The sequence below is a fragment of the Pseudomonas sp. PS01299 genome, assembly GCF_029960145.1.
Classification (GTDB): Bacteria; Pseudomonadota; Gammaproteobacteria; order Pseudomonadales; family Pseudomonadaceae; genus Aquipseudomonas; species Aquipseudomonas putida_A.
Window position 1 is genome coordinate 1 of record NZ_JASCPO010000020.1, and the last position, 25,929, is coordinate 25,929.

At 60.2% G+C, this 25,929-nt stretch carries 26 protein-coding genes; 17 read left to right on the plus strand and 9 right to left on the minus strand.

The window, feature by feature from the left end:
• Nucleotides 1-100 precede the first annotated feature (100 nt).
• The 3 genes from QMX91_RS06290 to QMX91_RS06300 all read left to right on the plus strand — a co-directional run bounded on the left by QMX91_RS06290 (nucleotide 101) and on the right by QMX91_RS06300 (nucleotide 3,074).
• Nucleotides 101-2,062 carry an acetyl/propionyl/methylcrotonyl-CoA carboxylase subunit alpha gene (locus QMX91_RS06290; RefSeq protein ID WP_282412424.1) on the plus strand — a complete coding sequence of 654 codons (1,962 nt, stop codon included), beginning with the start codon at nucleotides 101-103 and terminating at the stop codon, nucleotides 2,060-2,062.
• Nucleotides 2,063-2,132: 70 nt separating this feature from the next.
• Nucleotides 2,133-2,675, plus strand: coding sequence for an exonuclease domain-containing protein (locus QMX91_RS06295; protein WP_027613412.1), 543 nt, complete (start codon nucleotides 2,133-2,135; stop codon nucleotides 2,673-2,675).
• A gap of 114 nt (nucleotides 2,676-2,789) precedes the next feature.
• Complete coding sequence (locus QMX91_RS06300) at nucleotides 2,790-3,074, plus strand: pyrimidine/purine nucleoside phosphorylase (protein WP_003226701.1); 285 nt, start codon at nucleotides 2,790-2,792, stop codon at nucleotides 3,072-3,074.
• A gap of 71 nt (nucleotides 3,075-3,145) precedes the next feature.
• Here the strand turns inward: QMX91_RS06300 and QMX91_RS06305 are convergent, their stop codons facing one another.
• On the minus strand, nucleotides 3,146-3,952 hold the full coding sequence (locus QMX91_RS06305) for an MOSC domain-containing protein (RefSeq protein ID WP_097088280.1): 807 nt from the start codon (nucleotides 3,950-3,952) through the stop codon (nucleotides 3,146-3,148).
• Between the two features lie 198 nt (nucleotides 3,953-4,150).
• Nucleotides 4,151-5,086 (minus strand): chemotaxis protein CheV, encoded by a 936-nt coding sequence (locus QMX91_RS06310; RefSeq protein ID WP_003226705.1) that lies wholly within the window; start codon nucleotides 5,084-5,086, stop codon nucleotides 4,151-4,153.
• Between the two features lie 456 nt (nucleotides 5,087-5,542).
• Between QMX91_RS06310 and QMX91_RS06315 the strand changes: the two genes are divergently transcribed.
• The 3 genes from QMX91_RS06315 to QMX91_RS06325 all read left to right on the plus strand — a co-directional run bounded on the left by QMX91_RS06315 (nucleotide 5,543) and on the right by QMX91_RS06325 (nucleotide 8,054).
• On the plus strand, nucleotides 5,543-6,013 hold the full coding sequence (locus QMX91_RS06315) for a hypothetical protein (RefSeq protein WP_098964877.1): 471 nt from the start codon (nucleotides 5,543-5,545) through the stop codon (nucleotides 6,011-6,013).
• Between the two features lie 491 nt (nucleotides 6,014-6,504).
• On the plus strand, nucleotides 6,505-7,398 hold the full coding sequence (locus tag QMX91_RS06320) for a sensor histidine kinase (protein ID WP_027613415.1): 894 nt from the start codon (nucleotides 6,505-6,507) through the stop codon (nucleotides 7,396-7,398).
• The gene (locus QMX91_RS06325) at nucleotides 7,395-8,054 is read left to right on the plus strand and encodes a response regulator transcription factor (protein ID WP_007969079.1); all 660 of its coding nucleotides are present in this window, start codon (nucleotides 7,395-7,397) and stop codon (nucleotides 8,052-8,054) included. Before QMX91_RS06320 ends, QMX91_RS06325 begins: the two co-directional genes overlap by 4 nt.
• Here QMX91_RS06325 and yegS read toward each other — a convergent pair.
• Nucleotides 8,038-8,955 (minus strand): lipid kinase YegS, encoded by a 918-nt coding sequence (yegS, locus tag QMX91_RS06330; RefSeq protein WP_097088281.1) that lies wholly within the window; start codon nucleotides 8,953-8,955, stop codon nucleotides 8,038-8,040. The genes QMX91_RS06325 and yegS overlap by 17 nt on opposite strands.
• 318 nt (nucleotides 8,956-9,273) lie before the next feature.
• On the opposite strand from yegS, the gene QMX91_RS06335 reads away from it, so the two are divergent.
• Nucleotides 9,274-9,582 carry a hypothetical protein gene (locus QMX91_RS06335; RefSeq protein WP_171061883.1) on the plus strand — a complete coding sequence of 103 codons (309 nt, stop codon included), beginning with the start codon at nucleotides 9,274-9,276 and terminating at the stop codon, nucleotides 9,580-9,582.
• A gap of 57 nt (nucleotides 9,583-9,639) precedes the next feature.
• Here QMX91_RS06335 and glp read toward each other — a convergent pair whose 3' ends face one another.
• Nucleotides 9,640-10,866, minus strand: coding sequence for a gephyrin-like molybdotransferase Glp (gene glp, locus QMX91_RS06340; RefSeq protein WP_098964878.1), 1,227 nt, complete (start codon nucleotides 10,864-10,866; stop codon nucleotides 9,640-9,642).
• On the minus strand, nucleotides 10,850-11,389 hold the full coding sequence (gene moaB / locus QMX91_RS06345) for a molybdenum cofactor biosynthesis protein B (RefSeq protein WP_003226719.1): 540 nt from the start codon (nucleotides 11,387-11,389) through the stop codon (nucleotides 10,850-10,852). The genes glp and moaB overlap by 17 nt, the downstream gene beginning before the upstream one ends.
• 82 nt (nucleotides 11,390-11,471) lie before the next feature.
• Here moaB and mobA point away from each other — a divergent pair, with 82 nt between their 5' ends.
• Nucleotides 11,472-12,074, plus strand: a complete 603-nt coding sequence (gene mobA / locus QMX91_RS06350) for a molybdenum cofactor guanylyltransferase MobA (RefSeq protein WP_225135807.1) — start codon at nucleotides 11,472-11,474, stop codon at nucleotides 12,072-12,074.
• A 78-nt stretch (nucleotides 12,075-12,152) separates the two neighbouring features.
• Nucleotides 12,153-12,374 (plus strand): YgdI/YgdR family lipoprotein, encoded by a 222-nt coding sequence (locus tag QMX91_RS06355; protein ID WP_282412425.1) that lies wholly within the window; start codon nucleotides 12,153-12,155, stop codon nucleotides 12,372-12,374.
• Between the two features lie 77 nt (nucleotides 12,375-12,451).
• Here QMX91_RS06355 and QMX91_RS06360 read toward each other — a convergent pair whose 3' ends face one another.
• The 3 genes from QMX91_RS06360 to QMX91_RS06370 all read right to left on the minus strand — a co-directional run bounded on the left by QMX91_RS06360 (nucleotide 12,452) and on the right by QMX91_RS06370 (nucleotide 14,144).
• Nucleotides 12,452-13,342, minus strand: coding sequence for a pseudouridine synthase (locus QMX91_RS06360; protein WP_282412426.1), 891 nt, complete (start codon nucleotides 13,340-13,342; stop codon nucleotides 12,452-12,454).
• An 81-nt stretch (nucleotides 13,343-13,423) separates the two neighbouring features.
• A complete protein-coding gene (locus QMX91_RS06365; RefSeq protein WP_003226726.1) occupies nucleotides 13,424-13,741 on the minus strand; it encodes a transcriptional regulator in 318 nt (105 codons plus the stop codon).
• A 166-nt stretch (nucleotides 13,742-13,907) separates the two neighbouring features.
• Nucleotides 13,908-14,144 (minus strand): glutaredoxin family protein, encoded by a 237-nt coding sequence (locus tag QMX91_RS06370; protein ID WP_098964882.1) that lies wholly within the window; start codon nucleotides 14,142-14,144, stop codon nucleotides 13,908-13,910.
• A gap of 201 nt (nucleotides 14,145-14,345) precedes the next feature.
• Between QMX91_RS06370 and QMX91_RS06375 the strand changes: the two genes are divergently transcribed.
• Entirely contained in the window at nucleotides 14,346-16,058 is a 1,713-nt protein-coding gene (locus tag QMX91_RS06375) for a monovalent cation:proton antiporter-2 (CPA2) family protein (protein WP_282412427.1), read from the plus strand.
• On the opposite strand, the gene QMX91_RS06380 is transcribed toward QMX91_RS06375, so the two are convergent.
• Nucleotides 16,055-17,263 (minus strand): ammonium transporter, encoded by a 1,209-nt coding sequence (locus tag QMX91_RS06380; RefSeq protein WP_027613424.1) that lies wholly within the window; start codon nucleotides 17,261-17,263, stop codon nucleotides 16,055-16,057. The genes QMX91_RS06375 and QMX91_RS06380 overlap by 4 nt on opposite strands.
• Before the next feature lie 305 nt (nucleotides 17,264-17,568).
• Here QMX91_RS06380 and QMX91_RS06385 point away from each other — a divergent pair, with 305 nt between their 5' ends.
• The 7 genes from QMX91_RS06385 to QMX91_RS06415 all read left to right on the plus strand — a co-directional run bounded on the left by QMX91_RS06385 (nucleotide 17,569) and on the right by QMX91_RS06415 (nucleotide 25,927).
• The gene (locus QMX91_RS06385; protein WP_003226733.1) at nucleotides 17,569-17,883 is read left to right on the plus strand and encodes a DUF883 family protein; all 315 of its coding nucleotides are present in this window, start codon (nucleotides 17,569-17,571) and stop codon (nucleotides 17,881-17,883) included.
• A gap of 2 nt (nucleotides 17,884-17,885) precedes the next feature.
• On the plus strand, nucleotides 17,886-18,272 hold the full coding sequence (locus QMX91_RS06390; protein WP_027613425.1) for a phage holin family protein: 387 nt from the start codon (nucleotides 17,886-17,888) through the stop codon (nucleotides 18,270-18,272).
• A complete protein-coding gene (locus QMX91_RS06395) occupies nucleotides 18,269-18,607 on the plus strand; it encodes a hypothetical protein (RefSeq protein ID WP_027613426.1) in 339 nt (112 codons plus the stop codon). Before QMX91_RS06390 ends, QMX91_RS06395 begins: the two co-directional genes overlap by 4 nt.
• Nucleotides 18,608-18,731: 124 nt before the next feature.
• Nucleotides 18,732-19,895, plus strand: a complete 1,164-nt coding sequence (locus QMX91_RS06400; protein ID WP_096794968.1) for an EAL domain-containing protein — start codon at nucleotides 18,732-18,734, stop codon at nucleotides 19,893-19,895.
• 76 nt (nucleotides 19,896-19,971) lie between these two features.
• Nucleotides 19,972-21,300, plus strand: a complete 1,329-nt coding sequence (locus QMX91_RS06405; protein ID WP_003226741.1) for a deoxyguanosinetriphosphate triphosphohydrolase — start codon at nucleotides 19,972-19,974, stop codon at nucleotides 21,298-21,300.
• A 350-nt stretch (nucleotides 21,301-21,650) separates the two neighbouring features.
• The gene (locus tag QMX91_RS06410) at nucleotides 21,651-22,277 is read left to right on the plus strand and encodes a response regulator transcription factor (protein ID WP_098964885.1); all 627 of its coding nucleotides are present in this window, start codon (nucleotides 21,651-21,653) and stop codon (nucleotides 22,275-22,277) included.
• A gap of 8 nt (nucleotides 22,278-22,285) precedes the next feature.
• Nucleotides 22,286-25,927 carry a transporter substrate-binding domain-containing protein gene (locus tag QMX91_RS06415; protein ID WP_282412428.1) on the plus strand — a complete coding sequence of 1,214 codons (3,642 nt, stop codon included), beginning with the start codon at nucleotides 22,286-22,288 and terminating at the stop codon, nucleotides 25,925-25,927.
• Nucleotides 25,928-25,929: the final 2 nt, after the last annotated feature.

Genomic DNA, 25,929 nt, shown 5'->3' on the forward strand with positions numbered 1-25,929 from the left:
GAGCAAGCCCGCTCCCACAGACGGAACGCATTCCAAATGTGGGAGCGGGCTTGCTCGCGAAGAGGCCAGCACCAACACCGCAAATTCCGAGGGAACAGCCATGCCCGTCATCCACAAAATCCTGATCGCCAACCGCGGTGAAATCGCCTGCCGCATCCAGCGCACCGCCCAGGCCCTCGGCTATCGCACCGTCGCCGTATTCAGCGATGCCGACGCCGATGCCCTGCACGTGCAGATGGCCGATCAAGCGGTGAACATCGGCGCCGCATCGGTGCAACAGTCCTATCTGAACATCCCGGCGATCCTTGACGCCGCACGCCGCAGCGGTGCCGACGCGATCCACCCAGGCTACGGCTTTCTCTCGGAAAACGCCGAATTCGCCCGCGCCTGCGCAGCGGCCAACCTGACCTTCATCGGCCCCAGCGCCGAGGCCATCGAGCTGATGGGCAGCAAGCGCCTGTCGAAAATCGCCATGCTCGACGCCGGTGTTCCTTGCATCGCCGGCTATCAAGGCGCCGCGCAGGACGACGCCACTCTGCTGCGTGAAGCCGAGCGCATCGGCTACCCGCTGATGATCAAGGCCAGTGCTGGCGGCGGTGGACGCGGCATGCGTCTGGTGCACAGCAGCGAGGAATTGCCGGCGCAATTGCGCACCGCCCGCTCCGAAGCGCTGAACGGTTTCGGCAGCGACGAACTGATCCTCGAACAGGCACTGATCGAACCACGGCACGTCGAGGTACAACTGTTCGGCGATAGCCATGGCAACCTGATCTACCTCGGCGAGCGCGATTGCTCGGTGCAGCGCCGCCATCAGAAAGTCGTCGAGGAAGCACCCTGCCCGGTGATGACCCGCGAGTTGCGCCAGGCCATGGGCGAAGCGGCATTGAAGGCTGGCCGCGCGGTGAATTACCTCGGTGCGGGCACCGTCGAGTTTCTGCTCGATGCCCGTGGGCAGTTCTACTTTCTGGAAATGAACACGCGTCTGCAGGTCGAGCATCCGGTGACCGAACTGATCACCGGGCAGGATCTGGTCGCCTGGCAATTGGCCGTCGCCGAGGGGCAGCCGCTGCCGTTGACTCAGGATCAGCTCGCGCTGAACGGCCACGCCATGGAAGTGCGTCTGTATGCCGAAGATCCGACGCAGAATTTCCTGCCGCAGACCGGTCGTGTACAGGCCTGGGAACCGGCGTTGGGTCCGGGGGCGCGGATCGATCATGGCGTGCTCGAAGGTCAGTCGATCAGCCCGTTTTATGATCCGATGCTCGGCAAACTGATCGCCCACGGCGCCACCCGCGAAGAGGCACGGCGCAAGCTGCTGCGCGCGGTGCAGGACAGCGTGCTGCTCGGCGTTCAGAGCAACCAGCGTTTGCTGGTCAGCCTGCTGCAGCATCCGCAGTTCATCAGCGGTGAATTCAGCACCGCGTTCATCGCGCAGCATTTCACTGACCACCCATGCCTGCACACTTACGCCCCCACCGCCGAGGAGCTGGCCATCGCCGCCGTGCTGTTTTATCAGGCTGGCGCGCAGGCGCATCGTGCGCCGCTCAAGGGCTGGCGCAACAATGCGGGCGCGCCGCTCAATTACCGCCTCGGGCTGGAACAGCAGGAATGGAGCTTGCAACTGCTTGCGAACGGCGCTGGCCGCTTCACCGTGAACGTGATGCAGCGCGCACTGTCGCTGACCGTTATTGAGTGCAACGAACGCTCAGTGACGCTGGAAGTCGACGGCCTGCGCCAGCGTCACGCCTACCGGATCGATGACGAAGAACTCTGGCTGTTCACCCACCCCGGCAACCTGCGCCTGGAGGATCGAACTCATGCGCTGATCAGCAGTCAGAGCAGCGTCAGCTCCGGCACCCTGAAGGCGCCGATGGACGGTGCCATCGTCGACGTGCTGGTCAGCGAAGGCAGTCCGGTCAGCAAGGGTCAGTTGCTGGTGGTGCTGGAGGCAATGAAAATGGAGCATCCGCTCAAGGCCGGCATCGACGGCGTGCTCAAGCGGGTGCAGGTCAAGGTCGGCGATCAGGTAAAAAATCGTCAGGTTCTGTTGCAGGTCGAGTGAGTCGCCAGGCGCAAACGCAAGGTTTGACTACGCTCTGATCTATCAGGACGCGTAAATCAGGAAACCTGCGATGCCCCATTGGCTGGTCATTGATCTGGAAGCCACCACAGATGAAGGTGGCTGGCCGGTTACGGAAATGGAAATCATCGAAATCGGCGCGACGCTGGTCGACCGTGCCGGTCGCGAGCAGGATCACTTTCAGCGGTTCGTCAAACCGACCCGGCGGCCGTTGCTGACGCCGTTCTGCCGTGAGCTCACGCACATCACCCAGGCCAACATCGACGCCGCGCAGCCGTTGAACGAGGTCTGGCCGGCCTTCGAACGCTGGCTCGGGCAACACCAGACGCGCCTCGAAGGCTGGGCCAGTTGGGGCGATTACGACCGCAAGCAGTTGCTCCAGGAATGGCAGCGCCTGCAGCTCGACAGCCTGCTGAGCCGGGTGCCACACATGAACCTCAAGCAGCGCTTCGCCAAGGCCCGGCGCCTGGAACGACCGCTGGGCTTGAACGGTGCGCTGCAACTGGCCGGCATGCAGTTCAGCGGTCAACAGCACCGAGCCCTGGAAGATGCGCGCAATACCGCGCGGTTGCTGCCGTTGGTCTTGCCACTCTGAAGTCAGGGCGAGAACTCGCCGGACACGCCCCGGGCAGGTGACGGCGCCGGGAGCGTTGTGCATACTGGCCAGCCTTTTTTAACCCTTTTTTGCCCTTTTCGAGAGGAATCGCCCATGTTCAAAGTCAACGAGTACTTCGACGGCACCGTCAAGTCGATCGCTTTTGGCACCGCTGAAGGTCCGGCGACCATCGGCGTCATGGCCCCGGGCGAATACGAATTCGGTACCGCTCAGCGCGAGATCATGCACGTGGTCTCCGGTGCGCTGACCGTCAAACTGCCGGACAGCAGCGACTGGGAAACCTTCGCCGCCGGCAGCCAGTTCAACGTTCCGGCCAACAGCAAGTTCCAGCTGAAAGTCGCCGTTGATACCGCTTACCTGTGCGAATACCGCGGCTAAGCCCACGGTTTTTCCCGGTGCAAAAAAATGCCCGTGTCCATGGACACGGGCATTTTCATTTCTGGCCTCGGTTACTCGAGGATTTCCACCGGCATTCCGACTTCCAGTTGACCATTGCTGTCGTTGACCAAATTTTGCCCGAACATCGCACCATCGGCCTGCGCACGGTATTTCTGCAGGGTTGCCAGCGGTTCGCGATCAGCACTGCGTTCGCCGGTTTGCGGATCGATGGTGGTCAGAATGCAGCGCGAGCAAGGCTTCACCACGCGGAACTCGACGTCACCGATACGAATGCGCTTCCAGCCGTCCTCGGCGAACGCCGCGCTGCCTTCGATCACCAGATTCGGCCGAAAGCGCAGCATCTCCAGCGGTCGTCCGACCTTTTGCACCAGATCCTCAAGTGACGCTTCGCCAATCAGCAACAGCGGGAAACCGTCGGCGAACGCGACCTGATCGTCCTCACGGCCATAACCGGCCTGCGTCATGCGCGCGCGATCAAGCGGCACCTGCACCAGACGGGTCGGTTTGCCGATGAACTCGCTGACCCAGCGGGCCGCTGCATCACCGGCATCCGGCACGCGCAGGGTGTCACGCCAGATGGTCACACCGCGCAAGTCGGAGTCGGCCTCGGGCAATGGCACGTCCAGCGCGGCAAGCCCGGGGGCACTGAGGGTCAGACCGCCCTGCGCATTCCACAGCGCCGACAACTGGCTCATTTTCGCCTCGGCCCGCTGGGTCAGAAAGCGGCCGCTGGCCTCGTCCACGAGCATCCAGCGTCGGTCCCCTGCAAGGCCCAGTTTGTCCAGGCCAATCGATTGCAGAATCTCGGGTTTGCCGGATTTCAACGGATAACGATAAAGCGCGCTCAGACGCAGCATGGCCAGCTCCCTGGTGGGCAAAAAAGCCACCCTATACGAGCTTTATCGGCGAATCAAAGGCAGATGCACGCCACCTGGAAGATAACTTTGTGGCGAGGGGATTTATCCCCGATGGGGCGCGAAGCGGCCCCACATGAATCAAGAAGCGGGACCGCTGCGCAGTCCATCGGGGATAAATCCCCTCGCTACAGGTTTTCGTCAGGCCGGCACTTCATCGAGCATCAGACGCTGACGCACCACATCGACCAGTTTGTCCGGCTGGAACTTGGAGAGGAAGTTGTCGCAACCGACCTTCTTCACCATCGAGTCGTTGAAGCTGCCGGACAGTGAAGTGTGCAACACCACGTACAGGCCGCGCAGACGTGGATCGTTGCGGATCTCGGTGGTCAGACGATAGCCATCCATTTCCGGCATTTCCGCGTCGGTGAACACCATCAACAGCTTGTCGGTCATGTTCACGCCGGTATCGGCCCAGGCCTTGAGCATGTTCAGCGCCTTCAGACCGTCACTGGCGATGTGCATTTTCACCCCGAGCTGGCCAAGGGTGTCGCGCAGTTGCGAAAGCGCCACGTTGGAGTCGTCCACCAGAAGCACTTCGCGGCCACGGGCACGCTCCAGCACCGGATCGTCAAGCTTGTCGCGCGAGACCTTGGCGTTGTACGGGACGATTTCGGCGAGGACTTTCTCGACGTCGATGATTTCCACCAGTTGATCGTCAACCTTGCTGATCGCGGTCAGGTAGTGCTGGCGGCCAGCACTGGTCGGCGGCGGCAGAATGGCTTCCCAATTCATGTTGACGATGCGATCCACGCCACCGACGAGGAAAGCCTGCACCGAACGGTTGTACTCGGTGACGATGATGGTGCTGTTCGGGCCCGGCACCAGCGGGCGCATGCCGATCGCCTGAGACAGATCGATCACCGGCAGCGTCTGTCCACGCAGGTTGACCACGCCGCAGACAAACGGGTGACGCTGTGGCATCAAGGTCAGCTTTGGCAGTTGCAGAACTTCCTGGACCTTGAACACGTTGATCGCGAACAATTGGCGTCCGGCCAGTCGAAACATGAGAATTTCCAGGCGATTCTCACCCACCAGTTGCGTGCGTTGGTCTACCGTGTCGAGAATGCCGGCCATCAATGACTCCTGGGCTTGTTCTGATGAATTCACTACTAAGTGGGGTTATCGGCTGTTTATGGCGATTCTTGATCCCCACAAAATTCACCATCAAAATGCCACACACGGGCATTGATGTCACATTAACATCATGGTTTACTGGCCCGGTGTTTTCATCTGCTACATTCTCTTCTGGCGCGACCACGGTTTGCGCCACAGGTTCCCGCGTGTAAGGGAATCCCCTAGTAACAATCAGGCCTAACCTGATGTTCGCAATATCCAATAGCCATTAATGTGACGCCATTCTCATTGCATGAACGGAGTCAGGCTATTGTGTGCGATCGCAGGTCAGTGGAACCCCACCCTCTGGAAAACCTCAGCCAGTGCACTTGCACGGTGGGGCGCGATCTCCCGACGATCCACGAACGTCGACACACACGGCATTCCCTCATCAGACATGACGCTGTGGAGATAAGCATGCCAATCGACCGTAAAGACTGGGCGCAACGCTTTCCCGAATTCCTCGTCGAAGCTGAAACACTCCTGGCCAAGTCCGAAGAGTGCCTGAGCCACCTGCAATTGATCAGCAACGACAAAGACGCCATCGACTGCATGCGCAACACCCTGCTCAAACTGGCGAGTCGGGCTGAAGCGTTGGCACTGGAGGCGATCTCCGAGTTTTCCCTGCATATTCACAGCCTGCTCGACCACGCGCCGGATCATATCGATCTGCACGCACAGGCGCTGAATGCGCTGCAGGACTGTTTCACCTTGATGGCCTGGCAGATTGAACTGGTCGATCACAATACCGGCCAATTGAGCCTGGATGGCAGCGAACAAACCTCACTGATCGAAGCTTTCGCGTTTCAGGTCGGTCAAAACCAGTTCAAGCCACCGCTCCGGCCTCAGCCGGTTTCGCTGTTGTCTTATTCCGAGCGTCAGGCGTGATCCGCCGCATTCAAAGCGTAAATCCAGGCTGAAGACGGGAATCGCTGAATGTCGCAATTGAATAGTTCATACCTGCCAGCGACAATTCGAATTAAATAATCACACCTGACACCAGCGGATATTCTGCCGCGGCCTCAGGGTTTGCCTGTATCTGTGTAACGATCAACTTCGAACCACACGGATCTCTACCAAGCACAATAAAACGACATTTTCCATAATGGAACTCACGTCCAACATGACGTATTTCCTGACTCATTGGACATATATGGCAAACGCGACCAACGGTATCTTAAGTGGTATTATGCCGACCGTTAGTTGCTTTCAACTAATGGCACAGTGATTCAGCGACTGTCATCCAACGAACTTGATGGTCGAATATCGTTCACTGTACTTCGTTAAAATCAATAACATAATTGACAGCATTTTCAGACAGAGATCCGCCAGCCACCGGCCGGTCTGCCCGTAGCGAACATCCATTGGCTCCATCCGTTATGTACGCCAGCCTCAAGTCAATCATCAAATGGCCACCGTCCCGGGAAAATGCACGCCGGTTCACTCTCATATTGAGTGTCATCGCCGCCGCTGGCAGCCTGCTGACCTACGGATTGTCTGCTCCGCTCTCACTGGGTCTGCTGCTGTTGAATATTGCCGCCACTGCTTGTGTCTGGGTGCAATATCGACTGTCGCGCAAATCGATCAAGTTTCAGCCTCAGGAACTCGCCGACCGTTTGCTGGAAGTCCAGGAAAACGAACGCCACCGTCTCAGCCGTGAACTGCACGACGATATCGGCCAGTTACTGACAGCGGCCAAGCTGCAAAGTGAATGGCTGAAAAAACGCCTGCCAGCCGACTTGCAAGCGCAATGCTCGACACTCTGCGACACCCTTGATGAAACCCTCAACAAGGTGCGCGATGTTTCCGCCATTCTCAATCCGCGCCAACTGACCAGCCTCGGGCTGGAGGCCAGTCTGCGCGCGCACCTGCTCAAGACCCTGGCGAACACCTCGGTGCACTGGAGCCTCGATTGCCAGCAACGGCTCAATGGCATTCCGGAAGAAATGGCGGTCGCTGCCTTTCGCATTGCCCAGGAAGCGGTCACCAACATTCTGCGTCACGCGCAGGCCAGCAATCTGCTGATCCGCGTGCAACGCTTGCCAAAAGGCCTGACGCTGTTGATCAGCGACGACGGCCAAGGCTTTGCGCCTGCCGCGGATCCGGGTCGCGAAGGACAGCGCGGAATGGCCGGGATGGCCGAAAGGATCGAACAGTTGGGCGGCACGCTGAACGTCATCAGCGAGCCGGGCAAAGGCACTCAAATCGAAGCACTATTCCCCTGGGCGCCCCGTGCACTCGAGCGGGCCAGTACGAATAAGGTTATGCGTTGACTTGTAACTTACTTCTGGTGGATGACCACTCGCTGATCAGGGCCGGCGTGCGCGCTCTGGTGCTCGATATTCCCGGTTACGCGGTCGTTGGCGAAGCCAGCGACGGCTCGCAGTTGCTCGAAATGGTCGAGCAACTGGCGCCCGACATCGTGTTGCTGGATATCTCGATGAAGGAAACCGGTGGCCTGGAAGCCTTGCAACGGCTCAAGCGGGTGCGCCCGCAAAGCAAGGTGCTGATTCTCTCGATGCACACCGATCCGGCGCTGATCATGCAGGCGCTGGAGTCCGGCGCGCACGGTTACCTGCTCAAGGACACCACGGCCACCGAGCTTGAACACGCCCTCGAAGCCTTGCGTAATAACGAGCGCTACTTGAGCCCGGCCATCGCCCACACCGTGATCAACCAGGCGCTGACGCGCACGCAGAAAAACCAGCCGGAAGTCGCCGACTCGCACAATCTGACGGCACGCCAGCTGGAAATCCTGCGGTTGATCGTACGCGGCAAATCCACTCGGGAGATCGCCAACGGCCTGGGCCTGAGCATCAAGACCGTCGAAACCCACCGCTCGCAGATCATGAAACGCCTGCAGATCTACGACGTGGCGGGTCTGGTGCTGTTCGCGGTGCGCGAACAGATCATCAGTCTGGACGACTGATCGAACCCGCGCCGCCCAACAGCGGCGAATGCTCCGGCAAATGCACCTGCAAGGCGGCGGGGCGCGCCTCGAAACGCAGGCTGTCGCCCTCCAGCGGCTCGCCGTCAAGGTTGATGCTCAGCCCCTCGGCGACCTTGATTTCGACCCAGGGCAAACGGGCCCGGACAAACATATTGTCGAGGCCGAAGCCGTCGCTGAGCAGGTTCTTCAGCGTGCCCACCAACTCCTGTGGCGCCGGCAGAATACTGATGTCCAATAGACCATCGTCCGCCAGTGCCTGCGGGCACAAGACGTGTCCGCCGCCTGCCTGACGACCGTTGCCGATGCCCAATGCGAGCAGCTCGCCGCTCCAGTGAAAGTCCGGCCCTTGCAGTTCACCGTAAGCCGCGTGCAGCTCACTGAAGCGCGACAAACCGGTGAACAGATAAGCGGCCCCGCCGAGCACTTTTTTCAGATCTTCAGAGGTATTGGCCGTGACCTGGCTGCCGAAACCACCCGTCGCCATGTTCAGGAAAATCTGCCCACCGACTTCGCCCAGGTCAATCTTGCGCGGTGGCACGTCCAGCATTTCCAGTGCTTCGGCCGGCTCCAGCGGGATCCCCGCCGCGCGGGAAAAATCGTTAGCCGTTCCTAGCGGCAACAGCACCAGACTGGCCTCGTCCGGATGCGCGGCAAGCGCTTCAGCGATATCGCGCAACGTGCCATCTCCGCCTCCGGCGATGATCTTCCGAAAGCCACTCGCCAGTGCTTCTTCCACCAGACGCTGAGCGTCACCGGCCTCCCAGGTCAGCCGTACGGCCAATTCCCAGCCCTGCTTGCGTTTGCCTTCGACGGCGGCGCGAACCGCCTCATTGAGTGCCTGCTTGCCATGCAGAATCAACAGCGCCCTGCGTTCACTCATTACGGTCACTCCCCAAGATTGAATCGGTATGAAACATCTTGACCACTGGTGCAGGCAAAAAAGCCATGGGAACACCATTTAATTCAAGCGACTGACCTGTTGCGTCCTACGCGACGGTATTTTTTCTTACAACATGTGAGGAATCGGCTCAATTGACCGGACACGATCCTTGATTCACCTTGTGCAGGTGGTATCAATTTTCGATTCAACAACACAAGGATGTGCAGGTAATGATTGGATACACCCTCGGAGCTGTTGGCAGTCTGGATGACGGGAAGGCCGGTGCGCTTACACTTGAAACAGCCGATGGACATTTCCATGCCAAGCCATGAAGCCAGAATTGCAAATAGTCCGGTTGCCCCTCTGGACGAAAGTCGCGCCAGTCACAAATCCGATTTCAGAAAGAACGCCAGAACCGCTGGAGAAGTTGATATGGAACCGCGCGTGACCGAACTGGAAACCCACCTCAAATACATTCGTCGGGATATGGACGAAGTTCGCGGGGATGTAAAGACCATCAAGCACCGTCTCGCCTATTCGGCGGGTGCGACGGCGGTGGTCCTGGGACTGCTGGGATGGGTTGCCAACAGCCGGTTCGATCAGTTGGTCACACTGATGAGCCATTGACAGAGGAATGCAGGCATCGACGCGGTATCGGTCGAGCCTGCAATTACCGGAAGCGGATCAGCCGAGCAGGTCACTCAGGGGAATGAACCCGACCTCATCGCCTTCTACCAGCGTGCGGCCTTCCAGCACCTCTACCAGACCATCCGCCCAGGCCGCGCTGCGCAGCACACCGGAGCTTTGATTGCGGTAGATGATCGCCCGCCCCTGCTCGAGACGACCGCGCAGGTATTCGCGCCGATTGCCGGCCACAGGCCAGACAAAACCTGCCGGAACCGTAAACTTCAGAGGTTCGACATCCTGTACGCCCTGACGCCGCAGCAAGTAGGGCCGCGTGAGCAGAGCAAAGGTCACCAGCGTCGAAGCGGGGTTGCCCGGCAGGCCGATGACCGGCACCTTGCGAAAATGGCCAACTGTCAGCGGCTTGCCCGGTTTGATGGCCAGTTTCCACAGCGCCAGCTCGCCCTCTTCCCGCAATGCGATGCCAAGAAAATCCGCTTCACCGACCGACACGCCTCCGGTCGAGAGAATCAGGTCGACACCCTGCAAGCCGCCAAGGCGCGCCCGCGTGGTCGCCAGATCGTCCGGAAGAATACCGGCATCAATCACTTCACAACCCAGGCGCTGCAGCCAACTGCACAACACCACCCGATTACTGTTGTAGATCTGCCCCGGCCCCAGCGGCCGGCCCGGCTCGACCAGCTCATCGCCGGTGGACAGCACCGCCACTCGGACCTTGCGTACCACATTCAGCCCGGCACACCCCAGCGACGCCGCCAGACCTTGTTCGATCGGTCCCAGCCGGGTACCTGCCGCCAGAATCAACTCACCCACAGTGGTTTCTTGCCCCTTCGGGCGAATGTTCTGGCCGACGCTCATGGTTTCGATGAAACGCACGCTGCCGTCGTCCTGAACTTCGGCGTTCTCCTGCATTTCCACGCAATCGGCCCCGGCAGGCACTGGCGCACCGGTGAAGATCCGCGCGCAGGTACCGGGCTTCAACGGCTCAGGCGTCTGCCCGGCAAAGACTTTCTGACTGACCGGCAGCGGTGCGCCGGTCCAGTCGGCCAGATTCAGGGCATAACCATCCATGGCGCTATTTGGCCAGGGTGGCAGGTCCAGGGTCGAAACCAGGTCCTCGGCGAGCACCCGCCCCTCGACTTCGGCCAAGGGCAGAAACTCGCGTTCGACAATCGGCGAGGCTTCAGCCATCTCCAGCAGGCGGGCCAACGCTTGCTCGACAGGCATCAGGCTGCCGGTCTTGCCCGGCTTACCCACGGGATTCACAGGGCGCCGCCTGTTTCAGGTGAGGGACGAAGTTGCACGGACGGTGCCGCGAGTCCAGCTGTTCGGCGAGAATACCGTCCCAACCGGTGCGCACCGCATTGGTCGAACCTGGCAGGCAGCACACCAGTGTGCCATTGGCCAGGCCGGCCAGTGCCCGCGACTGCACGGTCGAAGTACCGATATCGGCCACCGAGATCTGGCGGAACAGTTCACCGAAGCCGTCAACCTGCTTGTCGAGCAGACAAGCCACGGCTTCAGGCGTGCTGTCACGCCCGGTGAAACCAGTGCCGCCGGTAATCAACACGACCTGCACGACGTCCTCGGCAATCCAGTGGGCAACTTGCGCGCGGATCTTGTACAGGTCATCTTTGAGCAGGACCCGTTCGGCCAAGCGGTGACCGGCAGCAGTCAGGCGGTCGACGAAGACCTGGCCTGAGGTGTCGGTTTCCAGGGTTCGGGTATCGCTGACAGTCAGCACCGCAATGTTCAGCGGCGCAAAAGGTACATCGGCCTTGGCTTTCATTAGGCTCGTCCAGTTGTAGGAGAAACAGCCCGGTGTTATATCACAGCGCCTGAATTTTTCGCCGCCCCGCTGGAGAGCTGCCATGACCTCGAATTCGCCATTGCCCCCCTGCTCCATTCTGCTCCTGGCAGGCGGACGCGGCCAGCGCATGGGCGGCCAGGACAAAGGGCTGGTCGAATGGCAGGGTGAGCCGCTGATTGCGCATTTGCAGCGCAAGGTCCGACCGCTGACTGACGATCTGATCATCTCCTGCAATCGCAATCACGAGCGTTATGCAGCCTACGCCGATCAATTGGTCAGCGATGAGCAAGGCGATTTTCCCGGTCCCCTGGCCGGCATCCTCGCCGGACTCAAGGCCGCCCGCCAGTCACACCTGTTGGTCTTGCCTTGCGATGTGCCGCGAATCGACGCCGCGCTGTTGCAGGACATGCGTGAAACCGCCGGCCGGTTTCCTGAAAAACCTTTAATGTTGCGTCACGACGACCACTGGGAACCCCTGCTGTGTGTAATTCCCGTCGCCCTGTTGCCAGCCTTCGAAGCCGCGTGGAACGCCGGCGAACGCAGCCCCGGCCGGGTCATGCGCAATCTCGGCGCGACTGCCCTGCAATGCCCGGACAATGACCCGCGACTGGCCAACCTGAACACCCCCGAACTGTTAAATACGCACAACACTGTGTCAGACTGACAGCATTCAAGGAACTCTCACGCCTTGTACACGTCTCAAGCTCAGTAACCAAAAGTATTCCCATTCGGAGACACACCCATGACTCAACGGACCCTCGCCACTTTCATGCTCGCACTGGGCCTGACTACCCTCGCTGGTTGCTCGTCGCCAACAGTGATCACCTTGAATGACGGTCGCGAAATCCAGGCCGTCGACACCCCGAAATACGATGACGATTCGGGCTTCTACGAGTTCAAGCAACTCGACGGCAAAGAGACCCGCATCAACAAGGATCAGGTTCGTACCGTTAAAGAGCTGTAAGCTTTACGTCGATACCGGATACAGAAAAGCCCGCATCAATGCGGGCTTTTTCATGGGTGAGGGGAAAGTGAATGGCGTCACCACTGCAGGGTGATCCGGCTCTCGAATTCACGATCCTCGCCGGTCACCGGGTCGACAAACCGCAGCCCCTGCGCCAGCAGCTTGAGCGGATTGGCGTAATCATCCTCAACGTCTTTCAGCACCTCCGGGTAAAACGGATCATTGCAGATACTCGCTCCCAGCGCGGTCATGTGTACCCGCAACTGATGCTTCTTGCCGGTCACCGGATAAAGGCCATAGCGCCACAGATCACCGTTCTTTTCCCGGACTTCCACCGCTGTTTCCGTATTGGCGTCGCCTGGCCCTTCCTGCATGCGGAAGAATGGTTCGCCATCGATCAGACGGCTTTTGTGTACCAGGGGAAATTCCAGCTCCGGCAGCGCACGGGCAATCGCCTCATAGCGTTTATCGATCTGCCGCGTAGGGAACAGCGACTGATAAGCGGAGCGGGTTTGTGGGTTAGCCGAAAAGATCACCAAGCCTGCCGTGTGCCGGTCAATGCGGTGCAGTGGCACCAGATGCGGATTATCGAGGCGGCGGATCAGACGACGCAGCAACGTCTGCTCGACGTATTCACCGGCCGGTGTCACCGGCAGAAAATGCGGCTTGTCCGCCACCACCAGATGTTCGTCCGCATACAGGATCGACTCGACCACCGGGATCGGCTTTTCGTCCGGCACTTCACGGAAGTAGTGAATGCGCAGGCCTTCCTTGTACGGCAGATCCAGCGCAATCGGCTGTCCCTGCCCATCCAGTACCCGGCCCCGGGCGATCCGGTCCAGCCATTGCTCGCGACTGATCGCACTGAAATGCTCACACAGGCAATCAAGGACGGTAGGCCAACTGCCCGGAGGAAGGTAAAGGGTGCTGGCCTGATTCTGCGCAGCGGAAAACGTTGGTGTGGACATACGGAAATTCGAACCCTCAATGCAGGTCGGCATTATCCAACACTGAGCGATACGAACCTAGCGCCGATTCCACCGCCCGCTTCAGGCCGGGATCGACTTGAGCGCGGCGGCTTCGGTGAATTCCTTGAGCCAGCGCAGCACATCGACCGCCTCCCAGCGCCCCGGGTCATACAAGGCGTACAGCAAGCCCTGATAACCGACCACATCCAGCTGCTTGTGATAACCGGCACGCTGGAACAGCGCCTCGATCTCGGCAAAACAGGTGTTGAAATGCAGTTTGTTGAAAGGCGTCTTGCCCTCCGTGACCAGCCCGTCCAGGCGCAACTCGAGGACCGCCTCGCGCACCACGTCAACCGACATCCGGTTCACGCTGTTCTTCAACTGTTCGACATTGACCACGGTTCGTCCCTCTGACTGCCGGATTCACCTGCTCAAGTCATGCAAAGCAGCAGGCCAACCCAATTACTGTATGCACATACAGTAACCGAATAAACCACAGAGTGCCAAGGGAAGGATGCACGGTCACGACCGGCGGAAAGCCATGTCGCGTCACCGAAGAAAAGGCTCAGCGCAGGAATGCCACGACCTGATCGGCATTGAACGGCCAGCTCAGCTCCGCACCATTATCAACACGGCGCAGCACCGGAATCCGCAGGCTGTAAGCCTCGAACCAGGACTCATCGTCGGCAATATCCACCAGTTCGACCAGCAGACCGTGCTCGACGAAAGGCATCAACTCGGCTTCTGCCAACTCACACAAATGGCATCCCAAGGTGCCGAACAACTGACATTCAGGAGGCATGATCGCTCAACCGGAAAAATGAGCATTCATTCTAGGCCTGCCTCGAAAACCCGTCGAGCCGCTGCCGCCCAAAGGCCCGAGCACGGCAACCAGTACGCAAAACCCTGACGCAAATCAGTCCAGAGAAAAGCCAATTGGGCCATGCTCCCGGGCTTTTTGCCTCTACGCTTGAGAAGCCTGAGCCTGACATCGGAGTGTCTTGTGTTTGCCAACCTGTTGATCATCCTCGCCTCATCCCTGGTGATGATTGCCCTGTTTCGCCGCCTGCGCTTGCCGCCGGTGCTGGGCTATCTGTGCGTGGGCCTGATGGTGGGGCCGACCGCGTTCAACTGGGTCAACGAGAGCGAGCACCTGCCGGACGTGGCCGAGTTGGGCGTGGTGTTTCTGCTGTTTTCGCTGGGCCTGGAGTTTTCCCTGTCGAAAATGATCGCGCTGCGCCAGGTGGTGTTTCGCCTGGGCAGTCAGCAGGTATTGCTCAGCACCGGGGTGCTCGGGCTGGTGCTGATCCTGCTGGGCATGCCGCTGGCCCCGGCAATGTTGCTCGGGGCCGGGCTGTCGTTGTCGTCGACGGCGATTGTCACCAAGGAGTTGAGCAGCCTGGGCGAAGTGTTCAGCAGCCACGGGCAGAACGCGGTCGGGGTCTTGCTGTTTCAGGACGTGGTCGCGGTGTTGTTGCTGACCCTGGTGCCAGTGTTCGCCGGGAGCAGCACGCAAGCCTGGTACTGGGCCTTGCCATTGACGCTGGTGAAGACCGTGGTGCTGTTTTTCGGTCTGCTGCTGGCCAGCCGCTGGTTGCTGCCACGGCTGTTCCACGAAGTGGCGGCCTCGCGCTCGGCGGAATTGTTCGTCCTGCTGGCGCTGGTGATTGTGCTGCTGACCGCCTGGCTGACACACCTGCTGGGCCTGTCCCCTGCCCTTGGCGCATTTCTCGCCGGCATGCTGTTGGGCGAGAGCCACTATCGCCATCAGATCGAGGCCGACATCCGGCCGTTTCGCGACATCCTGCTCGGGGTGTTTTTCGTCAGCATCGGCATGCTGATCGACCTGCAACTGTTCGTCAGTCACAGCCTGCTGATTCTCGGCCTGACCCTCGGTCTGATGCTGATCAAAGGCACGGTCGTCGCGCTTTTGGTGAAGTGGCGCGGCAGCGATCACGAAACTGCCTGGCGCAGCGGCCTGGCGTTGGCGCAGGGCGGGGAATTCTGCTTCGCATTGATGGCGCAGATGCAGCAAAACCGCATGCTGCCTGACGAGCTGGGCGGCCTGCTGCTGGCGGCGACATTCTGCTCGATGTTGCTGACCCCGCTATTGTTGCGCGGGGCACCGAAAATTGCCCTGCGCCTGCATCGCAAGCCGAATCAGGAGGCGCAAATCGAGGAAATCAGCGCCCTCAATGCCGGTCTGGATCAACATGTGGTGATTTGCGGCTACGGGCGCGTTGGCCAGTCCATCGGCCGCTTCATGCGCAATGCCAATCAACCTTACATCGCGTTGGACAACGATCCGGTGCGCGTGCAGGAAGCCGCGTCCGGGGAAAGTGATGTGCATTATGGCGACTCATCGCGCGGTGACTTGCTGACGGCCATCGGATTGTTGCGCGCGAAACTGCTGGTGATCGCCGTGGATCAGAGCGATGTCAGCCTGCGAATTCTCAAGGAAGCGCGCCGGCTCAATGCGCGGATACCAATTCTGGTGCGCACCCGCGATGACAGCCAATGGGCTGAACTCAAAGCGGCCGGCGCCACCGAAGTGGTGCCGGAACTGTTGGAATCGAGCCTGATGCTCGCCTCCCACGCCTTGATCATGCTCGGCCTGCCCGCGCATCAGGTGCAGGAGCAGATCGATCAGGTGCGCATCGACCGCTATCGCCTGTTGCATGGGTTCTATCCCGGCGCCGAAGACAAGGAAACTTAGTCCTGACTGACCGCGCCGATCTTGTGCAGCGACAGATCGGCGCCGTAATACTCTTGTTCCTGACTCAGGCGCAGGCCGTGCAAGGCCTTGATCACGCCGTAAACGGCGAATCCGCCGAGCAATGCGACCACCACACCGAGCGCAGTGCCGATCAACTGACTGATCAGGCTGACGCCACCGAGGCCACCCAGCGCAGTCTGGCCGAAGATGCCGCAAGCGATCCCGCCCCACACCCCGCACAAACCGTGCAACGGCCAGACGCCGAGTACATCGTCGATACGCCATTTGACTTGCGCGGCGGTAAAACACCAGACAAACAACGCACCGGCAATCGCGCCAGTCACCAGCGCACCGACCGGATGCATCAGGTCGGAACCGGCGCAGATCGCCACCAGCCCGGCCAACGGGCCGTTGTGCAGAAAGCCCGGGTCATTGCGCCCGACAATCAACGCCGCCACCGTGCCGCCGACCATGGCCATCAACGAGTTGACTGCAACCAGACCGCTGACGCCTTGCAACGTCTGTGCGCTCATCACGTTGAAGCCGAACCAGCCGACAATCAGAATCCACGAACCCAGCGCCAGAAACGGAATGCTCGACGGTGCGAACGCCACCAGACGCCCTTCGCGATAACGGCCATTGCGCGGGCCGAGCAGCAAAACCGCCGCCAGTGCCAGCCAGCCGCCCATGGCGTGCACCACCACCGATCCGGCGAAATCATGGAACGCCGCGCCAAAACGTGCCGTCAGCCAGGCCTGCAGACCGAAGTTGCCGTTCCAGACCATGCCCTCGAAAAACGGGTAGATGAACGCCACGATTAGCGCCGTTGCACACAACTGCGGAACGAAGCGCGCGCGCTCGGCAATCCCGCCGGAGATGATCGCCGGAATCGCCGCGGCGAAGGTCAGCAGGAAGAAAAACTTCACCAGACCGTAACCGTGATCGGCACTCAGCACCGCCGCCGGTTGCATGAAGGTCACCCCGTAGGAGATCCAATAGCCTATAAAGAAATAGGCCAGGGTCGAAACGGCAAAGTCGCTGAGGATCTTCGACAGTGCGTTGACCTGGTTTTTCTGGCGCACCGTGCCGACTTCAAGGAAGGCGAAACCGGCGTGCATCGCCAGCACCATCACCGCACCGATCAGAATGAACAACGTGTTGGAGCTGTGAACCAGCGTGTCCACAGCGCTTTGCAGATTTTCCATAAAGAGGCAGACCTGAAGGCTAAAAAGGCACCAAAGCGGTTCGCGCGGACAATTCATGCACCAAGTTGCGACCGGTCGGTCTGCGCAATGAAGCTGCGATGAACCGGTTTGGCGCACAAGGTCGATGTCCTGACACGAACCAGGATTATTTGAGTTAAGGTTTTGCTGCATGTACGCCCGCCAACAGCGCACGGCGGCAGCAGAACGCACCACGACATAGCAAAAGCTGTACCAGTCATTTGTACTGAACCTTCGCGCAAGGCTCATACTCGAACGCTTCAGACGTCACTTACGGAGATCCACCCATGGCCAGCATCAAGGCAAAGACTGCTCAAGAAATCCTGATGAACGACTTCCAGACTCTGGTCGCCGACACCGAGCGGCTGCTCGAACACACCGCGTCCCTGGCGGGCGATCAGGCCGATGAGCTGCGTGATCAGATCCACGACAGCCTGCTGCGCGCCCGGGAAACCCTGAAGCTGACCGAAGACACCCTGCGTGATCGCGGCCAGGCTGCCGTCACCGCCACCGAAGATTATGTGTCGGCCAACCCTTGGCAATCAGTGGGTATCGCCGCCGGCGTGGGCTTTCTGATTGGCCTGCTGGCCACTCGGCGCTGATCATGTCGATCGGCGAATCCGGCCTGGGGTCGGGCACCTCCTCTTCCACGCGGCGTCTGGGCGCCGCTGTTCTCGGCTTGCTGCACAGCCATGTCGAACTGTTCGGCATCGAATTGCAGGAGCAGAAATCACGCACCGTCAGCCTGTTGCTGTTCGCAGGGCTGGCGCTGGTGTTTGCCCTGCTGTTGCTGGTGGGTCTGTCGACGCTGGTGCTGATCGTGTTCTGGGATACCTATCGTCTGGCAGCGATCATCGGCCTGTGCGTGTTCTACACCCTGGCGGCCGCTTTCTGCGGGCTGCGTCTCAAGGCAGCAGTCTTCGATGAATCCTCGCCCTTCCACGGCACGCTGGAAGAATTGGCCAATGATCGGGAGCGCCTGCTGCCATGAGCCTGCCTGAACTGCCACACAACAGCTCGCGCCGGGAAATGCGCAAGGCGCTGATCCGCCTGCGCATGGAAATGCATCGTCAGGAAATCCGCCACGAAGCCGGGCAAGTGCTGCAGCCCTTGCAGCGCATGCGCGGCATGACGCAAAACCTGCAAGGCGGCTTCGGCATCAAGCACGCGCCGCTTTGGGGCGTGGCCGCCGTCACCCTGCTGGGCTTCATCACCGGCAAAGGCGCAAAAAGCGGCGGTGTTGGCGGGCTGACCCGGCTGATACGGCTGGGCACCAGCCTCGGGCCACTGATCAAACTGGTCATGCAGAGTTCGGGCAAACGCTAAGCCGACGCATCTGGCTACATTCTTGCAATATCCGCGGGATGAACCTCTTTACCCGGAGGTTCAATCCCGCGCGCCTACCCGGTCGGCGGGGTTCATCCAGAACAAGAACGACTAAGGAGGCCCCGTGATCGACGGGCAACCGCTCGCCTGCTTTCAACCTTTCATCGATACCGCCACCGGACGTATTGCAGGCGTCGAAGCATTGGGTCGCCTGCGCCAGCCTGACGGCCAACTGGCCTCGGTCGGGCCGTTGTTTGCCGACCCACGCACACCCGCCATCGCCCTGCGCCGGCTCGACCGGCAGATCCGCGACAACGCCCTGAGCCGACTGCATGAAGCCCCCGCCGAGTGGTTTCTCAGCCTGAACATGTCGCCGCGCTGGATCAGTCGCCTGCGCGCCGATCAACCGCTGCCCAGCCTCAAGCAGATGCTGCGCCACGGCGTCGATCCGCAACGCATCGTGTTCGAGATCACTGAACTGGGCGGCAATGGTCAGCGTCTGGCCGAAGTGGTCGCGCGCTATCGCGAGGCCGGAGCGCGGATCGCTATCGATGACTTCGGCGCCGGTTACTCGCAGCTCGATCGGGTGCTGGCGTTGCAGCCGGACATTCTCAAACTCGACATGCGCCTGTTTCAGGCTGCCGCACTGGGCGGGCCGAGCAGTGACGTGGTCAAGGCTCTGGCGCAAATGGCTGAAAAAACCGGCTGCTGGATCATCGCCGAAGGCGTGGAAACCGAGGCCCAGCTCAATTTCGCCCTGGAATGCGGTTCGCGCTACGTTCAGGGTTTCCTGTTCGCCCGGGCGCAGGAGGCGTTTTATCCGACCGACGCCTTCGTGCAGCGCTTCGCCGAACTGCGCCAGCGTTACGTGCGGCAGAAACTGGCCGAACGCGGGCGCCTGATGCAGATGCGCCAGCAACTCGGCGAACTGATGGCGATCCTCCAGAGCTGGGCTCAGGCCCACGCGCCGCTGAGTGCGCTGCCGCAACTCGAAGCCTTCCCGTGGTTGCTGCGGTTCTACCAATGCGACCGTCACGGCACCCAACTCACGCCCAACCTCGAATGGCGCAACAACGGCTGGGTCGCCGATAACCGCTATCTGGGCCACAACTGGTCATGGCGTCCGTACTTCTATCATTTGCTCGCCGAAGGCTGGGAAGAGCGGCGCCTGACCCTGTCCAGCACCTACCGCGATGCCACCAGCAACCAGTATTGCCTGACCGCCGGGCAGTTCTTCGATAACGGCGAGCGCCTGCTGCTGATCGATATTGATGCCGCGGGCTTGTAGTTCCGCTTGCAGGTGTGTGGCTGAACCGGGAAGCTAGGGCAACAGTCATCCCAGTCACCGACGGAGAGAACCAGCCTTGGATTGGCAGACCCTGCTCAACCGCGAACGCCTTGGAAAACCGCTGCACAGCCCGCAAGAACTGGGCCGCAGCCCGTTCCACAAAGACCACGACCGCATCATCTTCTCCGGTGCCTTCCGCCGTCTGGGCCGCAAGACCCAGGTGCATCCGGTGTCGAGTAACGACCACATCCACACCCGCCTGACCCACTCGCTGGAAGTCAGCTGCGTCGGGCGCTCGCTGGGCATGCGCGTCGGTGAAACCTTGCGCAGCGCCCTGCCCGACTGGTGCGACCCGAGCGATCTGGGCATGGTCGTGCAATCGGCCTGCCTGGCCCATGACATCGGCAACCCGCCGTTCGGCCACTCCGGTGAAGATGCGATTCGGCACTGGTTCCAGCAGGCGGCCGGGCGCGGCTGGCTCGACGGCATGAGCGAAGCCGAGCGCGGTGACTTCCTCAATTTCGAAGGCAATGCGCAAGGCTTCCGGGTGCTGACTCAGCTTGAGTATCACCAGTTCGACGGCGGCACCCGCCTCACCTACGCCACCCTCGGCACCTATCTGAAGTATCCGTGGACCGCACGTCACGCCGACTCGCTGGGCTACAAGAAACACAAATTCGGCTGCTATCAGAGCGAACTGCCGCTGCTGGAGCAGATCGCCCACAAGCTCGGTCTGCCGCAACTGGAAGACCAGCGCTGGGCGCGCCACCCATTGGTGTACCTGATGGAGGCTGCCGACGACATCTGCTACGCGCTGATCGACCTCGAAGACGGCCTGGAAATGGAGCTGCTGGAGTACGCGGAAGTCGAATCGCTGCTGCTCGGTCTGGTGGGAGACGATCTCCCGGAAACCTATCGCCAGCTCGGCCCGCAGGATTCGCGTCGACGCAAACTGGCGATCCTGCGCGGCAAGGCCATCGAGCACCTGACCAACGCCGCTGCCCGGGCATTCGTCGAGCAACAGGATGCGCTGCTGGCCGGCACCCTGCACGGCGACCTGGTGGAACACATGCACGGCCCGGCCAAACGCTGCGTACTCAACGCCAAGGACATCGCCCGCAAGAAAATCTTCCAGGACAAGCGCAAGACGCTGCATGAAATCGGCGCCTACACCACCCTGGAAATCCTCCTCAACGCGTTCTGCGGCGCGGCCCTGGAGCAACATGGCGGCCGCACGCCGTCGTTCAAGAGCCGCCGGATCCTCGATCTGCTGGGCAACAATGCGCCGGATCCCCATGGCCCGCTGCACACCTCGTTCCTGCGCATGATCGACTTCATCGCCGGGATGACCGACAGCTACGCCAGTGACATGGCGCTGGAAATGACCGGGCGTTCCAGCCACTGACAGAAAAAAAGTTGCTCAACCGGGTCAGGCAACTGCCCGGATGAGCGATGCCTCGATTGAACCGGTTCTCTGGTCTCAGGCAAACGGATCGACTGAAAGGTAAATCCGTTTAACAGCCAACTACGCAAACAAAACCTTGTTTATTCAAGGTTCGACAAGCAACTTAAAACATTCAGATAAACAAATCAGCACAACACTTCCTTACGCGACACAGAGTTTGGTCGTAGTCGGTTTCCTTTTAGTGCGTAGGACTTATCCTATATTGCCGCAACAGCCCCGGGAGTTCATGCGGCAGCTCATTTATCTGAGCTAAGGTGCGCCCTTTATTCGCGCACGTATGGGATTTGATTATGAACTCCGTTTTTATTGTCGATGATCACCCCGTCATCCGACTTGCCGTTCGAATGCTGCTCGAGCATGAAGGTTACAAGGTCGTCGGCGAAACCGATAACGGGGTCGATGCCATGCAAATGGTCCGCGAATGCATGCCCGACCTGATCATCCTTGATATCAGCATACCCAAACTCGACGGCCTGGAAGTTCTCGCCCGGTTCAACGCCATGGGCACCCCGCTCAAAACCCTGGTACTGACGGCGCAATGCCCGACGCTGTTCGGCATTCGCTGCATGCAGTCCGGTGCATCCGGTTATGTTTGCAAAGTGGAAGACTTGAGTGAACTGGTCAGTGCGATCAAGGCGGTACTTTCCGGTTACAACTATTTCCCCAGCCAGGCATTGAATCCGGTGCGCCTCGACGACGTGCGTTATGCCGAACTGGAGTTATTCAAATCCGTCAACGACCGCGAGCTGATGGTCCTGCAATTATTTGCCCAAGGGCGCACCAACAAGGAAATAGCCAAGGGCATGTTTCTCAGTAACAAGACAGTCAGTACCTACAAAAAACGCCTGATGCAAAAACTCAAGGCCAGATCTCTGGTGGAACTGATCGAGATGGCCAAACGCAACGCGCTAGTGTGAGAGCCTGAATGCCCAGTCGTTTAAAGATCTGTCTCGCCCTATGTTGCGTCAGCCTGTGCCTGACGACTCAGGTGCATGCCAGCTTCGTCACCGCGCAAGATTATGTGCTGCGCAGCCGCTCGGGCCACGAAGCGCCATCCGTGTCCCTTGAACCCGCGCAACGGCAATGGCTGGAGAGTCGCCGCGAACTGGTACTGGGCACTTCCGCGCCGGACTATCCGCCGTTCGACATGACCGCCAGCGGTCGTGATTACGAAGGTTTTACCGCCGACTACGCCGGTCTGCTCGAACAGGCTGTCGGGTTGCCAATCCGGGTCCAGCGCTTTGCCTCACGGGAAGCCGCCTTGCAGGCGTTGATTGCAGGTCAGGTCGACATGCTCGGTACGGCCAACGGTTTCGAGGCCAGTAACGCAAATATCCTGCTTTCAACGCCCTACGCCATCGATCAGCCGGTTCTGGTTACCCGCGAAGGCGAGACCCGCTCGCTGACTGAAGGCCTGGCCGGTCTGCGGCTGAGCATGGTCTATCACTATCTGCCCCAGGATGAGGTCAAGGCGCAGTATCCCAAAGCCATCCTGACGTCCTATCCCTCCTATCAAAACGCAATCAACGCGGTGGCTTTCGATCAGGCTGACGTGTTTCTGGGTGACACCATTTCCACCCACTACATGATCAACAAGGGTTATCTGAACAACATTCGCATGGCCAATTTCGGCAAACAGGAAGCCCACGGTTTCAGCTTTGCCGTTCACGCCGACAACCCGCAACTGCTGGCGATCATCAACACCGTGCTGCAAGCCATACCGGCCAGCGAACGGGACAACATCGCCAAGCGCTGGAGCGCCGGCAGCGACATTCTGCTGACCGACCAGAAGCTGCAATTGACCCACCACGAAGAACAGTGGCTCAAACAGCACCCGGTGCTACGCGTCGTCGTCAACGAGGCGTTCGCGCCGCTGACATTCTTCGACAGCGACGGCAACCTGCGGGGCATCACTGCCGACCTGCTCGAACTGCTGCGCCTGCGTACCGGCCTGCGCTTCGAACTGGTCCGCAGCCGCAGTGACGGAGAAATGATCGAGCAGATCAATCAACATCGGGCGGATCTGATCGCCGCGTTGCTACCCAGCCCCCAACGGGAAAAGACCCTGCAATTCAGCCGTCCCTATCTGGAAAACTCCTTCGTCCTGCTGACGCGCAAATCCGCTGACAGCCCGACACATCCCACCCAGCTCAAGAACCGATACCTGGCGATTGCCCAAGGCAGTCCCATGGCTGATTACCTGCGCCGCGAATTCCCCAACATCCACCTGATCGAAACCTCCGACACTTTCGGTGCCGCAACCTTGCTTGCCGAAGGCAAGGCCGATGGCGCCGTCGCCTCGCTGGTGATTGCCAATTATCTGATTTCATCGCGGATCTTCGAACATCAGTTGCAGATCACCACCACCCTGGGCACACGTCAGGCGGCCTTCTCGCTGGCCAGCGCCCGTGACAATGCCGAACTGGGCTCGATCCTCGACAAGGCGCTGCTGAGCATCACACCGGAGGAACTGGGGGTCATCAACAGTCGCTGGCGCGGTTTCTCCAATGCGGCTCAAAGCAACTGGCATCACTACAAGCGCCTGTTTTACCAATTGATCGGCGCGGCCTGCCTGCTGCTATTGCTGTCGCTGTTGTGGAACGCCTACATGCGTCGCCAGATCAAGCAACGCCAGGCCGCCGAACGGGCACTCAACGATCAGTTCGAATTCATGCGTTCACTGGTCAATGGCACCCCTCACCCGATCTACGTGCGCGACCGCCAGGGTCTGCTGCAAAGCTGCAACGACAGCTACCTCGAAGCCTTCAACGCCAAACGCGAAGACGTGATCGGCAAAAGTGTCATGCAGGGCACCCTGAGCAACGCCTTCGAAGCCCAGGCCTACCAGGCGGATTACCAGCGGGTGGTGGCCGAAGGCACGCCTCTGCTGCTCGATCGACCGCTGCACATCGGTGGCCGGCGTTTGACGATCTACCACTGGATCCTGCCGTACCGCGACTCCAGTGGCGATGTGCAAGGGATCATCGGCGGCTGGATCGACATCAGTGAACGTCGCCAGTTGTTCGATGAACTGCGCCGGGCCAAGGAACAGGCGGACAACGCCAACCGCGCCAAAAGTACCTTTCTGGCCACCATGAGCCACGAAATCCGCACGCCGATGAATGCCATTATCGGCATGCTCGAACTGACGCTCAAACGCATGAATGATCAGGCTCCGGATCGCTCCTCCATTGAAACCGCCTACTGCTCGGCCAAGGATCTGCTGGGCCTGATCGGCGACATTCTCGATATCGCGCGGATCGAGTCCGGGCACCTGAGCCTGAGCCCGGAACGGGTCAATCTGGTCGAAACAGTGGCGTCGGTGGTCAGGATCTTCGACGGCCTCGCCCGCCAGAAAAACCTCCTCCTGCCGCTGATCATCAATCCGCCCGGGCTGCAGGTCGACGTGGAACTGGATCCGTTGCGCTTCAAGCAGATCCTGTCGAACCTGATCAGCAATGCCATCAAATTCACTGAGTCCGGGCAGGTGCGGATCAATCTGGATGTGCTGCCCAACGGGCCGGGCCAATGCTCGCTCGTTCAGTTGACGATCCAGGACACCGGGGTCGGCATCAGCATCGAAGATCAACAACGCCTGTTCGAGCCGTTCGCCCAGACCGAGAGTGGCCGGCAGCAAGCTCGCAGCGGCGCAGGCCTGGGGCTGGTGATCTGTCGCAACCTGTGTGAAATGATGGGTGGGCAGCTGCAGTTGAGCAGCCAGCCGGGGATCGGCACCCAGGTCTGCCTGTCACTGCCGCTGCAAACGCTACCGTGCCAGGTGACCACGGCAAAAACCGAGCCTGTGCTGCAAACCTCTGCACCACTGAACATTCTGGTGGTCGACGATCATCCGGCCAATCGCCTGCTGATGTGCCAGCAACTGGAGTTCCTCGGGCACCGATTCACCCTCGCCGAAGAGGGTCGGAGTGGATTCGAGAAATGGCAGACCGGTGCATTCGACCTGGTTATCGCTGACTGCAACATGCCGTTGATGAACGGCTACGAACTGACCGAGGCGATCCGCCAACAGGAACAACGCACTGGCCGCCCTCCGTGTACCGTGCTGGGCTTCACGGCCAACGCGCAGCCTGAAGAAGTACAGCGCTGCAAACAGGCCGGCATGAATGACTGCCTGTTCAAGCCGTTGAGCCTCAGCGCACTGAGCCACTGGATCAATGGTCTGCAGCCCGCGACGCTTGAACCGGCGTTCAATCTTGACGGGTTGAGTCAGTTGACTGGCGGCAACCCGCTGCAAGTCCGGCGTCTGCTCACGCAATTGCTCAAGAGCAGCCGTCTCGATCGCGAGGAATTATTAGCCCTGGCCCCCTGCAATGATCGTCAGGCAGTGGCGCTGGTCGCCCACAAGATCAAAGGCGCCGCCCGGATCGCCCAGGCCTCGCGCCTGATCGCCTGTTGCGATGCGCTGGAACAGGCCTGCATGCAGACAACGCCCGCACCGACCATCGTGCGCTGCGTCGAGGCCACCGATGCAGCCATGCTCGAACTGGAGCAGGCGTTGCGGCAACAACTGGAACCGTTCGCAGAAAGCACAATGACCGAGCCTTAACT

What these genes read in the sequence shown, in the direction of transcription:
- QMX91_RS06360 (WP_282412426.1), bottom strand. Translation starts at nt 13,342, where the DNA reads ATGTCCACACCAACGTTTTCCGCTGCGCAGAATCAGGCCAGCACCCTT.
- QMX91_RS06305 (WP_097088280.1), bottom strand. Translation starts at nt 3,952, where the DNA reads ATGCTGCGTCTGAGCGCGCTTTATCGTTATCCGTTGAAATCCGGCAAA.
- moaB (WP_003226719.1), bottom strand. Translation starts at nt 11,389, where the DNA reads ATGAAAGCCAAGGCCGATGTACCTTTTGCGCCGCTGAACATTGCGGTG.
- QMX91_RS06395 (WP_027613426.1), top strand. Translation starts at nt 18,269, where the DNA reads ATGAGCCTGCCTGAACTGCCACACAACAGCTCGCGCCGGGAAATGCGC.
- QMX91_RS06380 (WP_027613424.1), bottom strand. Translation starts at nt 17,263, where the DNA reads ATGGAAAATCTGCAAAGCGCTGTGGACACGCTGGTTCACAGCTCCAAC.
- QMX91_RS06310 (WP_003226705.1), bottom strand. Translation starts at nt 5,086, where the DNA reads ATGGCCGGCATTCTCGACACGGTAGACCAACGCACGCAACTGGTGGGT.
- mobA (WP_225135807.1), top strand. Translation starts at nt 11,472, where the DNA reads ATGACCTCGAATTCGCCATTGCCCCCCTGCTCCATTCTGCTCCTGGCA.
- QMX91_RS06355 (WP_282412425.1), top strand. Translation starts at nt 12,153, where the DNA reads ATGACTCAACGGACCCTCGCCACTTTCATGCTCGCACTGGGCCTGACT.
- QMX91_RS06410 (WP_098964885.1), top strand. Translation starts at nt 21,651, where the DNA reads ATGAACTCCGTTTTTATTGTCGATGATCACCCCGTCATCCGACTTGCC.
- QMX91_RS06415 (WP_282412428.1), top strand. Translation starts at nt 22,286, where the DNA reads ATGCCCAGTCGTTTAAAGATCTGTCTCGCCCTATGTTGCGTCAGCCTG.
- yegS (WP_097088281.1), bottom strand. Translation starts at nt 8,955, where the DNA reads ATGAGTGAACGCAGGGCGCTGTTGATTCTGCATGGCAAGCAGGCACTC.
- QMX91_RS06320 (WP_027613415.1), top strand. Translation starts at nt 6,505, where the DNA reads ATGTACGCCAGCCTCAAGTCAATCATCAAATGGCCACCGTCCCGGGAA.
- QMX91_RS06315 (WP_098964877.1), top strand. Translation starts at nt 5,543, where the DNA reads ATGCCAATCGACCGTAAAGACTGGGCGCAACGCTTTCCCGAATTCCTC.
- QMX91_RS06390 (WP_027613425.1), top strand. Translation starts at nt 17,886, where the DNA reads ATGTCGATCGGCGAATCCGGCCTGGGGTCGGGCACCTCCTCTTCCACG.
- QMX91_RS06300 (WP_003226701.1), top strand. Translation starts at nt 2,790, where the DNA reads ATGTTCAAAGTCAACGAGTACTTCGACGGCACCGTCAAGTCGATCGCT.
- QMX91_RS06370 (WP_098964882.1), bottom strand. Translation starts at nt 14,144, where the DNA reads ATGCCTCCTGAATGTCAGTTGTTCGGCACCTTGGGATGCCATTTGTGT.
- QMX91_RS06295 (WP_027613412.1), top strand. Translation starts at nt 2,133, where the DNA reads ATGCCCCATTGGCTGGTCATTGATCTGGAAGCCACCACAGATGAAGGT.
- QMX91_RS06290 (WP_282412424.1), top strand. Translation starts at nt 101, where the DNA reads ATGCCCGTCATCCACAAAATCCTGATCGCCAACCGCGGTGAAATCGCC.
- QMX91_RS06385 (WP_003226733.1), top strand. Translation starts at nt 17,569, where the DNA reads ATGGCCAGCATCAAGGCAAAGACTGCTCAAGAAATCCTGATGAACGAC.
- QMX91_RS06335 (WP_171061883.1), top strand. Translation starts at nt 9,274, where the DNA reads ATGCCAAGCCATGAAGCCAGAATTGCAAATAGTCCGGTTGCCCCTCTG.